The sequence below is a fragment of the Stenotrophomonas beteli genome, from assembly GCF_001431665.1.
Classification (GTDB): domain Bacteria; phylum Pseudomonadota; class Gammaproteobacteria; order Xanthomonadales; family Xanthomonadaceae; genus Stenotrophomonas; species Stenotrophomonas beteli.
Map to the genome: position 1 here is coordinate 19351 of NZ_LLXV01000069.1, position 11860 is coordinate 31210.

Annotated in this window: 12 protein-coding genes and 1 riboswitch; of the genes, 6 read left to right on the forward strand and 6 right to left on the reverse strand. The window is 68.5% G+C overall.

Features of this window, described 5'->3' with window-relative positions:
• The first annotated feature begins 76 nt into the window (after positions 1-76).
• Entirely contained in the window at positions 77-1522 is a 1446-nt protein-coding gene (locus ARC23_RS17075; protein ID WP_057498301.1) for an aminotransferase-like domain-containing protein, read from the forward strand.
• A gap of 122 nt (positions 1523-1644) precedes the next feature.
• Here ARC23_RS17075 and bioD read toward each other — a convergent pair whose 3' ends face one another.
• On the reverse strand, positions 1645-2331 hold the full coding sequence (gene bioD / locus ARC23_RS17080; RefSeq protein WP_057498302.1) for a dethiobiotin synthase: 687 nt from the start codon (positions 2329-2331) through the stop codon (positions 1645-1647).
• 68 nt (positions 2332-2399) lie between these two features.
• On the opposite strand from bioD, the gene ARC23_RS17085 reads away from it, so the two are divergent.
• Together ARC23_RS17085 and ARC23_RS17090 are read left to right on the forward strand one after the other, a co-directional pair.
• Complete coding sequence (locus tag ARC23_RS17085) at positions 2400-2882, forward strand: GAF domain-containing protein (RefSeq protein ID WP_057498303.1); 483 nt, start codon at positions 2400-2402, stop codon at positions 2880-2882.
• Positions 2879-3241: a TfoX/Sxy family protein gene (locus ARC23_RS17090; RefSeq protein WP_057498304.1), complete on the forward strand. Its 363-nt coding sequence runs from the start codon at positions 2879-2881 to the stop codon at positions 3239-3241. The genes ARC23_RS17085 and ARC23_RS17090 overlap by 4 nt, the downstream gene beginning before the upstream one ends.
• Before the next feature lie 91 nt (positions 3242-3332).
• Here ARC23_RS17090 and ARC23_RS17095 read toward each other — a convergent pair whose 3' ends face one another.
• Both ARC23_RS17095 and ARC23_RS17100 read right to left on the reverse strand, forming a co-directional pair.
• A complete protein-coding gene (locus ARC23_RS17095) occupies positions 3333-3911 on the reverse strand; it encodes a histidine phosphatase family protein (protein WP_057498305.1) in 579 nt (192 codons plus the stop codon).
• A gap of 131 nt (positions 3912-4042) precedes the next feature.
• Positions 4043-5167, reverse strand: coding sequence for an acyltransferase family protein (locus tag ARC23_RS17100; RefSeq protein ID WP_080393106.1), 1125 nt, complete (start codon positions 5165-5167; stop codon positions 4043-4045).
• A gap of 59 nt (positions 5168-5226) precedes the next feature.
• A riboswitch (cobalamin riboswitch) is annotated at positions 5227-5448 on the forward strand.
• Positions 5449-5563: 115 nt separating this feature from the next.
• Here ARC23_RS17100 and btuB point away from each other — a divergent pair.
• The gene (gene btuB, locus ARC23_RS17105; protein WP_057498306.1) at positions 5564-7405 is read left to right on the forward strand and encodes a TonB-dependent vitamin B12 receptor; all 1842 of its coding nucleotides are present in this window, start codon (positions 5564-5566) and stop codon (positions 7403-7405) included.
• 79 nt (positions 7406-7484) lie between these two features.
• On the opposite strand, the gene gph is transcribed toward btuB, so the two are convergent.
• From gph to ARC23_RS17120, 3 genes are all read right to left on the reverse strand, one after another.
• Positions 7485-8153 carry a phosphoglycolate phosphatase gene (gene gph, locus ARC23_RS17110; protein ID WP_057498307.1) on the reverse strand — a complete coding sequence of 223 codons (669 nt, stop codon included), beginning with the start codon at positions 8151-8153 and terminating at the stop codon, positions 7485-7487.
• Between the two features lie 65 nt (positions 8154-8218).
• A complete protein-coding gene (locus ARC23_RS17115) occupies positions 8219-9010 on the reverse strand; it encodes a class I SAM-dependent methyltransferase (RefSeq protein WP_057498308.1) in 792 nt (263 codons plus the stop codon).
• Positions 9007-9936, reverse strand: coding sequence for a LysR family transcriptional regulator (locus ARC23_RS17120; protein WP_057498309.1), 930 nt, complete (start codon positions 9934-9936; stop codon positions 9007-9009). The genes ARC23_RS17115 and ARC23_RS17120 overlap by 4 nt, the downstream gene beginning before the upstream one ends.
• 107 nt (positions 9937-10043) lie before the next feature.
• Between ARC23_RS17120 and ARC23_RS17125 the strand changes: the two genes are divergently transcribed.
• The gene (locus ARC23_RS17125; protein ID WP_057498310.1) at positions 10044-10682 is read left to right on the forward strand and encodes an NAD(P)-dependent oxidoreductase; all 639 of its coding nucleotides are present in this window, start codon (positions 10044-10046) and stop codon (positions 10680-10682) included.
• Between the two features lie 47 nt (positions 10683-10729).
• Positions 10730-11641 carry an MBL fold metallo-hydrolase gene (locus ARC23_RS17130; protein ID WP_057498311.1) on the forward strand — a complete coding sequence of 304 codons (912 nt, stop codon included), beginning with the start codon at positions 10730-10732 and terminating at the stop codon, positions 11639-11641.
• Positions 11642-11860 lie beyond the last annotated feature (219 nt).

Consider the following 11860-nt stretch of genomic DNA (forward strand, 5'->3'; position numbering starts at 1 on the left):
CCGATCAGGCCTGGCCGACAACAGCATGCTAGGCTCGCCGTCATCATGGGTACAGCTCCAGACGGCGGGACATTCGATGGATACAGATGACCACGGCGCGATGATCCCTCCCCGCTACCAGCGGCTGTCCGATGAACTGGCCGAGGCCATCCACGGCGGCCGCCTGCCCGTGGGCAGCCGCCTGCCCTCGCTGCGGCAGATGGCCTCGCAGCGGCAGCTCAGCCTGAACACCGTAATTGCCGCCTACCGCCAGCTGGAAGATGCCGGCCTGGTGATTCCGCGGCCCAAGGCCGGCTTCGAGGTGGCGCCCCGGTTGTCGGTACCGGAACGGTCACTGCGCGATGTGCCCTCGGCCCCGACCGCACCGCTGCAGCAGGTACTCATGGCGCGGGTGCTGGAGGCACAGCGCCGCCCGGGCGTGATCGACCTGGCCTTTGCCGGCCCGCGCGGTCGCCAGTTCTATCCCGGGGCGCAGCTGGCCAAGCACACCGCGCAGGTGCTGCGCCATGGCCAGCAGACGGTGGAGACCTACGCGCGCCCGAATGGATCGCCGCGGTTGCTGGCGCAGATCGTACGGCGCGGCCCGCGCATGGGCCTGCACACCCACAGCGAGCGCCTGCTGCTCACCCATGGCGCAATGGAAGCACTACAGCTGGCACTGCGTGCGGTCACCCAGCCCGGAGATGCGGTGGGCATTGAAGCGCCGTCGTACTTCAACCTCTACCCGCTGCTGGCCACGCTGGGCCTGCAGGCGATCGAACTGCCCACCCATCCTCAGCATGGCCTGGACGTCGACGCGCTGGATGCCCTGCTGGAGCACACGCCGCTGGCCGCACTGGTGGTGATGCCGACCGTGCACAACCCGTTGGGCTGCACCATGCCGATGGCCGCCAAGCAGCGCCTGGCCGAGCTGGTCAATGCGCGCCAGCTGCCGCTGATCGAGGATGCGGTGTATGCAGAGCTGCAGTTCTGCGAGCCACCGGCGCCGCTGCTGAAAGCCTTCGATCGCGACGGCTGGGTGATGGTGGTCGGTGGCTTTTCCAAGACGCTGGCGCCGGACTACCGCATCGGCTGGCTCGATGGCGGCCGCTTCGCCGAGCGCATCGCGCTGCTCAAATTCCAGTCCACCGGCGGCGAGCCGCAACTGCTGGGTGACGCGGTGGCCGCGTACCTGGAAGCGGGCAGCTACGAGCACCACCTGCACCGCATGCGCCGCCTCTATCGCGAACAGGTCGGACGGCTGCGCCAGCTGGTGGCCGAGCACTTCCCGGCCGGCACCCGCGCCACCGAACCGCAGGGCGGGTTCCTGCTGTGGCTGGAACTGCCCGGCGTGGATACACGCGAGCTGTTCGAGCGCGCGCTGGTGGAGGACATCGTGTTCATGCCCGGCCAGGTGTATTCGCGCGGCGCACGCTATCGCCACTGCCTGCGGCTGTCGTGCTGCCAGACCCTGGACGCGCGCTTTGTTGGCGCGGTGGAGCGGCTGGGTGCGATCGCACGGGAGCTGGCGCGGGCTGATTGATAGGTAGAGTCGACTGTTAGTCGACTGCTCTTCACCGGATGCCCGAAAATCCCGCGCTGCGCGCGCGAGTCGACTGACAGTCGACTCTACACTCTCCGGCATCGATTTCGCGTTTCAGTAATTCAGGCGTCGAGCAGGTGCGCGCTCAGCGCTTCGCCATCCACTCCCGGCAGATGCGGCAGCCGGCCCCAGCACGGCACCGGCAGGCGCTGTTGCAACGTGGCGATGTTCTCGTCCTGGCGCTGCATGGCCGGGTCGATGTGGTTGCCGATCCAGCCCAGGCACGGCACCGCGCTGTCCTGCAGCGATTGCGCAGTCAGCCGCGCGTGGTTGACGCAGCCAAGCCGCATGCCCACCACCAGCAGCACCGGCAGCTGCAGCGCACGCACCAGGTCGAGCTGGTCCAGCGTGGCCGAGATCGGTGCCAACCACCCGCCGACGCCCTCCACCACCACGATGTCGGCCTGCGCGCGCAGGCGCTCGAACGCGGCCACGATCGGTGCCAGCTGCACCTGCACGCCGTCCTCGGCAGCGGCCAGCTCCGGTGCCAGCGGCTGCCGCAGCGCATACGGGTTCAGATCGGCATAGTCCGGCACCGGCCAGCTGGCCGCCTGCAGGGCCAACGCGTCCTCGTTGCGCAGGCCCTGCCCCCGGTCTTCGCTGCCACTGGCCACCGGCTTCATGCCCACCGCGCGCAGGCCGCGCCGGCGCAGCGCATGCAGCAGCGCGGTGCTGGCCGCGGTCTTGCCGATTTCGGTGTCGGTGCCAGTGATGAACAGGGCGGGCGGCAGCGTAGCGGGCAACGGCATCGATTGGCTCCAACAGGGCAACAGAGCGTGCATTATCGCCGGCCCGGCGCGCTTGCTAGACTGCGGGCATGTTCGCCAATGCCTCGCTCACCGGCAGCAAGCCGGAACAATACGCCCAGCTGCTCGAACAGGCCCGTGGCCTGGTCTACGCCGAGTCCGACCGCATCGCCAACGCGGCCAACCTCTCCGCACTGGTCTACCACGCCCTGCCCGACCTGAACTGGGTGGGCTTCTACCTGTACGACGGCAGGGAGCTGGTGGTCGGCCCGTTCCAGGGCCTGCCGGCCTGCGTGCGCATTCCGCTGGACAAGGGCGTGTGCGGTGCCGCCGCCAGCCAGCGCGTGACCCAGCGCGTGGACGACGTCGATGCCTTCCCCGGCCATATCGCCTGCGATTCGGCCTCGCGCTCGGAACTGGTGGTGCCGCTGCTGCGCGGTGATGAACTGATCGGCGTGTTCGACATCGACAGCCCGAAGATCGGCCGCTTCGATGCCGACGACCAGGCCGGCCTGGAAGCCATCGCCCGGGTATTCGTCGAGGCGCTGGGATGAGCGCACCCAAGCTGCGCAACATCGGCCCCAAGAGCGCGGCCTGGCTGCGCCAGGTCGGCCTGCGCAGCCGCGAGGATCTGGTCGCGATCGGTGCGGTGGGCGCCTTCGTCAAGGTCAAGCGGGCCGGCTTCAAGCCCAGCCTGAACCTGCTGTACTCGCTGGAAGGCGCGTTGCTGGACTGCCACTGGCAGGAACTCAGCGAGCCGCAGCGGGAGGCGCTGGTGCAGGATTACGAAGCACGCATCGCCGCGCATCCGCTGAAGGCGGCCGGCCCCGCCTCGGGCCCGGTGCACGAACGGCGCTTCGATGCCGACGATGACGCTGAAGACAGCGTTGCCGAGGATGCGGACGAGGATTGACTGCACCGGTAGTGCCGGCCGCTGGCCGGCAACTGCAGGGTCTTTTCAACGTTCCTGAGGCTGCCGGCCAGTGGCCGGCACTACCGATGGATCACGGCTGCTGCAGTTCCAGCAGTTCGCCCACCAGGCCAACCTCACCGCGTTCCAGCCACACCCGCAGGCGGGTGCCGTGGTCGATGCGCAATGCCCAGCACAGCGACATCGGCAGGCCACAGACCTGTGACAGCACCATGCGCAGCGGTCCACCGTGGCTGACCACCAGCGTCGGCAGCGGGTCCTCTTCGTCCAGCAGCCGGTCGAGCGCGCGCGCGATGCGCCGTTCAAAGTGGCCCCAGCTTTCACCGTTGGGCGGCGGGAACGCATGCGGATCGGCGTGGAACGCTGCCAGTGCGTCCTCCGGCAGGTCGAACAACGACTGCCCGTCCCAATCGCCGAAATCCAGCTCCTCCCACTCCTCGTCTGCTTCCACATCCAGTCCGCGCGGGGTGGCCAGCGCCATCGCCGTATGCAGCGAACGCAGCCGCGGCGAACTGATCACCCGCTGCCATGCCTGCCCGGCGTACGCCTCCACCAGTTCCTGCGGCAGGCGGGCCAGCTGCGGCGGATCGCTGCGGCCATCGAGGTACTCATCACGGCCGTTGCCAGCGTGGCGGACCAGGTCGAGGATCATCGCTGCCGGCCGGTCTGTACCTGCCGGCGCGGCGGCGCCTCGGACAGGACAGCGGCGGGGATCGGTAGCGGTTGGAACACAATCATGGGCAACACTTCCAGAACTGATGCCCCGCGACGGGGCGCATCATTCTAGCGTGCGCCGCCCTCCGGCTGCCCACCTGCAACGGCGCTGCGCACCGGCATGGCGGGCGACATCAGCCGCTTGCCCAGACGGATCATCGGTGCTTCAACGAAACGATGGCCGAGTGCAGCCAGCGGCAGTACTACCAGCAGCGTCAACGCCACGCACAGCAGGTAGCCGACACTGCCGCCCTGGGCGGCAAGCACCCGCGCGAACACCGGACCCAGCACCGCGATGACGATCGGATGCCCCAGGTACAGCGAGTAACTCACCGTGCCCAGCCAGGCGGTCAGCCGGTTCACCAGCCAACGCGGCGGGCACTGCGAGAAGCCCAGCAGCAGGCACAGGTAGCCCAGCCCCGACAACTGCCACTGCCAAGGGCCGGCGGCACCCCACGCGGTTGAAGACGCGGCCAGCAGCAGCAACAGCACACCGGCCAGGTTCAGCCCCTGTGCCCAGCGCCGCGCGCGCGCTGCCGGCACCCGCGCGAGTGCAGCAAAGGCATGGAAGCCCACCAGCCCCATCGCGAAGACGGGCGCATGGCGCAGCCATCCGTAATCACCCAGCGAGGCCTGCAGGCGCGGGCCGAGCATGCCCGTCCAGGCCAGCGCCACCAGCGCCAGCAACCCGATCAGCAGGGCCCAGGCGCTACGCGGCTTGCCGACCAGCACGTAGAGCGCGGGGAAGATCGCGTAGAACAGCATCTCCACGCCCACCGCCCAACTGGCCCACACGATGCCCGCTTCCCATCCCGGGAACAGGTTGAAGGTGAAGGACAGGTTGGCCGCGATTTCCCCCCATGAGTGGCCGGCGTGGTCGCCGCGACCATCGCGGAACAGGGAGAACATCAGCAGCACATAGAAGAGCGGCGCGATGCGGAGGAATCGATGCAGGTAGAAGCTCAGCAGCGGCCGGCCGCTGGCTTGATGCCGGGGCATGGTGTAACACAGGGAAAACGCACTGATGACGAAGAACAGCGCAACGCCGGTGGCCCCCATGTGCACGGCCGGCAGCCAGGCCGCCGCTACCGGCAGTGCCGGTGCAGGCATCGACTGCACGTGGTACAGCACCACGTACACGGCCGCCAGGCCACGCAGGGCATCGAGAAACTGCAGGCGATCCTTCGCAGCCATGGCCACTCGCACGAACGTGAAGAGGCCACTACTCTAACGCCCGCGCCAGCCAATGACTTAGACTGCGCGCACTTCCAGGTGACCTGAGGCTTTGGCCGGCAGGTTGAAACGGGAAGCCGGTGACGCGTGATTCCACGCCAGGCCGGCGCTGCCCCCGCAACGGTAAGCACGTCAGTTCCAGGCAGTACGCCACTGTGCCGCGCGCACGGGAAGGCGCCTGGACGGTGGCCTCGCGCCACCCGGCGGCGAGCCCGGAGACCGGCCCGGAAGCCTCAGGTCGCGATGCGGTGGGCATGGCGCTGGATGACCGTAGCCTGCGCTGCGGCATCGGCGCATGCCTGCCTTCGCGGCTTCTCCCCTTCGCCGCGCGGGCGTGCGTGGCACCTGGAGTCCCCCATGAAGCTGCAGTCCCGAATGCTGACCCTGGCCGTGCTGGCCGCCTTGCCCGCGCTGGCCCATGCCAACGAAGACACTACCGCGCTCGACCAGGTCCTGGTCACTGCCACCCGCACCCCGATTGCTCTGCAGGACAGTATCGCGCCAGCGCAGGTAATCGACCGTGCGCAGATCGAATCCAGCCAGGCCACCTCGCTGCAGGAGCTGCTGCGCGGCCGTGCCGGCATCAACCTGGCCAACGCCGGCGGCCTCGGCAAGCAGAGCTCGCTGTTCCTGCGTGGCACCAATTCCGGCCACACCGTGGTGCTGGTCGATGGCGTGCGCATCAACAGCGCCGACCTTGGCCTGGCCATGTACCAGGATCTGCCGCTGGCGCAGATCGAGCGCGTGGAAATCGTGCGGGGGCCGCAGTCGAGTCTGTACGGCGCCGATGCCATCGGTGGCGTGATCCAGATCTTCACCCGCCGCAGCCAGGGCGACTTCGCACCGCACTTCCAGCTCGGCGGTGGCAGCAACGGCCTGCGCGAGGCCAGCGGCGGCATTGGCGGCGGTACCGAGCGCGGCTGGTTCGGCGCCGATATCGCCTACCAGCATTCCGATGGCATCGATGCCTGCCGGGGCTCGGCCACGCTGTTCACCGGCTGCTTCGCCGACGAGCCTGACCGCGACGGCTACCGCAACCTGTCCAAGAGCCTGCGCGGCGGCTACTCCTTCAACGAGCAGTGGAGCGTGGAAGGCAGCGCCTTGCGTGCCGACGGCAAGAACCACTACGACGGTTACTACAACTATTCGGAAACCCGCCAGCAGGTCTTGGCCGGCAAGGTGCGCTACGCGCCGTCCGAGCGCGTGGCCTTCACCGCCAACATCGGACGCAGCGACAACGAATCGGACAACACCGGCGCCTTCGATGCACAGGGCAGCGCACAGACGCATCGTGACAGCGCTTCGCTGCAGGGTGATTTCGGCCTGGCCGAAGGACAGCTGCTGAGTGCCGGCGTTGACTGGAGCGAGGACAACCTGGACGGCAGCAGTGCCGGTTACCTGGTCGACAGCCGTCGCAACACCGGCGTGTTCGTGCAGTACCAGGGCCGCTTCGGTCGCCACCAGCTGCAGGCCAGTGCGCGCAACGACGACAACCAGCAGTTCGGCAACCATGCCACCGGCAGTCTCGGCTGGGCGATGGAACTGAGCCACGGCCTGCGCATCAATGCCAGCTACGGCACCGCCTTCAAGGCGCCGACCTTCAGCGACCTGTACGACCCGTGGAGCGGCGTGCCGACCCTGGACCCGGAGAAGTCCAGGAGCGCCAACCTGGGCATTTCGCAGCAGGGCCAGGGCTGGCACTGGGGCCTGGATGTGTACGAAACGCGTATCGACGACCTGATCACCTACGATGCCGCGACGTTCAGGATGCAGCAGGTGGAGAAGGCGCGCATCCGCGGCGCCGAACTGACCGGTGGCGCACGGCTGGCCGGCTTCGACATCTCTGCGCAGCTGAGCTACACCGACCCGCGCAACCGCACCGATGGCAATGCCCAGTTCGACAACTGGCTGCCGCGCCGCGCGCAGCAGACCGCACGGCTGGACATCGACCGCCGCTTCGGCGACTTCCGCGCGGGCCTTACCGTGCAGGGGGCCGGCAAGCGTTACGACGATGCCGCCAATGCGGTGAAGGTCGGCGGCTACGGCACGCTGGACCTGCGCGCCGAGTACGCATTGACGCCGTCGTGGTCGCTGCTGGCGCGTGCCGCCAACGTCTTCGACCGTCGCTACGAAACGGTGGCATGGTTCAACCAGCCCGGCCGCGAGTACCAGTTGAGCGTGCGTTACCAGCCGAAGTGAGGAAACGCGCCGGGCGTTCCCGGCGCGCGCGCCTGTAGAGCCGACTCAGGCATCAAGGCAGCCGGGCATGGGCTCGGCTCTACACCGCGATGCCGGCAGCCAGCCCCGGCAACGCACGCAGGTCGTCGATCACCGCCACCGCATGCGCGGTGGCCAGGTCCAAACCGCGCGGGTAGCCGTAACGCACCAGCGCGATCGGCATGCCGGCATCTTCGGCGGCCCGGTAATCGGTGAGCGAGTCACCGACCATCAGGCAGGCCTCCACCGGCAGTCCGAAATGGGCGGCAATGTGGCGCAGCGGCGCGCCGCTGGGTTTGCGCTGTGGCAGCGAATCACCGCCCAGCACCAGCGCGAAGGCATCTGCGATGCCCAGGTGCTGCAGCAGTGGTGGAACCAGGGCTTCGGGCTTGTTGGTACAGATCGCCAGCGGCACGTTGCGGGCACGCAGCTGCGCCAGCGCCGCGCTCACCCCTTCGAACAACTGCGGGCTGCGCAGCAGGCAGTCGCGGTAGTGGACCATGAACACCGGCATCACTGCGGCCAGATCGACCTTGCGACCGGCCGCCTGCATGGCCTGTTCGACCAGCCGGCCCACGCCGTCGCCGATCCAGCCCAGCACGGTGGATTCGGGCACGCGCGCCATGCCGATCTGCTCCAGCGTGCGGTTCAGCGCTTCGGCGATATCGGCGGCGCTGTCGACCAGCGTGCCATCGAGGTCGAACACAACCAGCGGATAGGGATACGACAAGGGACGGCACCTGTACGACGTGGAGCCGTCCATTGTACGCCGCCCGTTTTCCTGCCAGGCCGGCCTCAACCGATGCGGCGTGCGCGCGTGGCCAGGAAGGTGGGCAGATGGCGATCGATGAGGAAGCGTGGCTGCGGCTGCCAGTCTTCCATGAAGCGATCGATGACGAAGCCGGCATTGAGCTGGCCGCCGATCAGTTCGGTCAGGCTGTGGCCGAAGGTCAATGCATCGCCACGGGCCAGTTTTGCTTCGCGCTCGGCCGGCGCCAGGTCGTCCAGATCCGAGTAGGGAATGGCGTACTGCGGCCGGATCAGGCCCTGCGCATCCAGCTGCGGATCGCGTGCACCGATGAACAGCACCGGGTTGTAGAAGCTGGCCATCAACAGGCCATCGCGGGCCAGCACGCGGTGGCACTCGTTCCACACCGGGCGCACGTCGGGCACATACAGATTGGAGATCGGTTGGAACACCACATCGAAGCTGCCGCTGGCGAACGCGTGCAGATCGCGCATGTCGCCCTGCACGGTGCGCAGCTGCAGGCCATCGCGCGCGGCCACCGCACGGTCCTGTTCCAGCTGCCCATCGGAAAGGTCGAACACGGTGACCTCGGCACCGGCCGCAGCCAGTACCGGCGCCTGCTGGCCGCCGCCAGAGGCCAGGCACAGGATGCGGCGGCCGCGCACATCACCCAGCCAGTCCAGCGGCAGCGCGCGCGGGGTCAGGTGCACCTGCCATCGCCCTTCGCGGGCGGCGGCGACGGTGGCACTGTCCACGGGGCGCGACCATTCGCGCACCTCGCTGGCCTGGCGATCCCAGGCAGCACGGTTGTGGTCGATCAGGGCCTGTCCATGGTTCATGCGTTCTCCTTGCCCGGTGGGCGCCAATCCAGATCCTGGAACGCCGGGCTGGCAAAGCACTCGGCCAGGAAATCCAGGAATCGCCGCATGATAACGGGCTGCTGGCGGCGCGATGCGTACACCGCATGAATGCCCAGCTCGTCCAGACTGAACTCGGGCAACACCTCGATCAGTTCGCCACTGCGCAGCAGCGGCGCCACCTGGTAGGTCGGCAACATGGCGATGCCGGCACCGGCACGCACCGCTTCCAGCAACAGCGACGCCTCGTTGGCGCTGATGTTGCCGCCCACCGCTACCGAGAGTGAGCGGCCATCGCGGTGCAGCTGCCACAGGCTCTTGCCCACATAGTGATGGGTCATGCAGTTGTGCGCGGCCAGATGCTCGGGCGCAGTGGGCGTACCGCGTCGCTGCAGGTAGGACGGCGTCGCGCACAGCACCGAGCGGCAGGTCGCCAGCCGCCGTGCGATCAGGCTGGGGTCGATCTGGCGCGCGATGCGCACGGCCAGGTCCACCCGTTCCTCCACCAGGTTCACCGTGCGGTCGACCAGCAGCAGCTCGATGCGCGCCGCTGGATGGCGCGCCACGAAACCGGCCACCGCGCGCGCCAGGTGGCTCTGCCCGAACGACACGCTGGCGGTCACCCGCAGCGTGCCGTGCGGTTCGGGATCATCGCTGGCCAGCTCGCCCTGCAGTTCTTCGCCGATCGCCAGCATCTGCCGGAAGCGCGCCAGCGCCGCCTCGCCCGGGCCGGTCAGGCTGACCCGGCGCGTGGTCCGGTGCAGCAGGCGCACGCCCAGCCAGCCCTCGACCTCGGCCAGGTAGCGGGTCACCATCGCCCGCGACATGTCCAGCACCTCGGCGGCGGCGGTCAGGCTGCCACGCTCGGCCACCTCGACGAATACGGTCATGGCGGTCAATCGGTCCATCTGCTCGCTTCCTGCAACAAACAAGCGCGTTATACGCTGTTTTTCGAGCGACTGCAGCGGCCTAGAGTGGCCCCATTCCACCCCACACCGCCCCACGGAGTCCTGCCATGAAGATCGCCCTCGTTGGTTCCACCGGCAATATCGGCCGCCAGATCGCCCGCCACGCGCTGGCCCGCGGCCATCAACTCACCGTCATCGTGCGCAGCGCGCAGGACCTGCCGGCCGAACTGGCCGGTGCCCATCCGGTGATCGCCCCGCTGGATGACCAGGACGCCCTGGTTGCCGCCATCGCCGGCCACGACGTGCTGGCCAGCGCCTACGGCCCTCGCCCGGGTGATGACGTCGGCCGCGTCGGCGAAGTGGCCGCGCAGCTGGCTGCGGCTGCACGCAGGGCCGGTGTGCCGCGCCTGGTGGTGGTCGGTGGCGCCGGCAGCCTGGAAGTCGCGCCAGGCGTGCAGCTGGTCGATACCCCGGACTTCCCGGAGGCCTACAAGCCGTACGCGCTGGCCCACCGCGAAGCGTTCAAGCGCCTGCAGGCACTGGATGACCTGGACTGGACCTTCTTCTCGCCGGCCGCCGAAATCGGCCCGGGCGAAGAGCGTGGCCAGTACCGCGTGCAGCCCAAGGCCTTCCTGGCCGACGCCAGCGGCCACAGCCGCATCAGCTACGCCGACTACGGCGCGGCGTTCGTCGCCGAGCTGGAGGCGCACCGGTACCCGAAGCAGATCATCACGGCCGCGTACTGATCATGGCGTCCGCCGGGCATGGCCCGGCGCTACACAAGGAATTTCCCATGCGTACCGCTGCCCTGCTGCTTCCCTTCGCCCTGGCCGCCACGTTCACCAGTGCGCCGCTGCTGGCCGCATCGGCGGCGCCTGCACCGACCACCGCAGCGAAAACCGAACTGCATCTGCAGACCTTCCATCCCGGTCCGCAGGCGATGTTCCCGGTGTCCTCGGTGCTGATCGAAGGCCGCCATGACGCAATCCTGGTCGACGCGCAGTTCGGTGCCCGCGACGCGCGCACGCTGGTCGAACGGATCCGCGCCAGCGGCAAGCAGCTGACCACGATCTACATCAGCCACGGCGACCCGGACTACTACTTCGGCCTGGCCACCGTGCAGGATGCGTTCCCGCAGGCCCGCATCATTGCCACGGCACAGACCGTCGCCCACATCCAGCAGACCCAGGCCGGCAAGCTGGCCTACTGGGGGCCGAAAATGGGTGCCGATGCACCCGCGCGCATCGTGGTGCCGCAGGTGCTCGACGGCGATGCCCTGCAGCTGGAAGGCCAGCGCCTGCCGCTGATCGGCCTGGACGGCCCGACTCCGGACCGCAGCGTGCTGTGGGTACCGTCGTTGCGTGCGATCGTCGGTGGTATCCCGGTGGTGGCCGGTGAACATGTGTGGATGGCCGATACGCAGACACCGAAGTCGCACGCCGATTGGCTGCAGACGTTGCAGCGCCTGCAGGCACTGAAACCGAAGGTGGTGGTACCGGGCCACTACGCGCCGGGCGCGGCGCTGGATGCCAGTGCGCTGCACTTCACCGCCAACTACATCCGCGCATTCGATGCCGAGACGGCAAAGGCCAGGGACAGTGCGGCGCTGGTGAAGGCGATGCAGGCGCGCTATCCGAAGCTGGCCGGCGAAAGTTCGCTGGAGCTGAGCGCGAAAGTGGCCAAGGGCGAGATGCAGTGGCCATGAGGTAACGGGGTTCTTTTGCAGGGCTGCGCCCTGCACCCGCACAGGCAGCAGTAACACCCGAAGCAACAGCAACAGCAGGCTGTCCGTGGGATGGCGAGGTGGGTCCGCTTGCGGGGGACGCCGTGAATCCGTCCCTGGAGGCTCGGTCGCGCCTTGCTCGTGTGCGCTGTCCTGCGCACACGGCAAGACCGGTGTTGAGCGTCCTGCCCAACCCGCCCG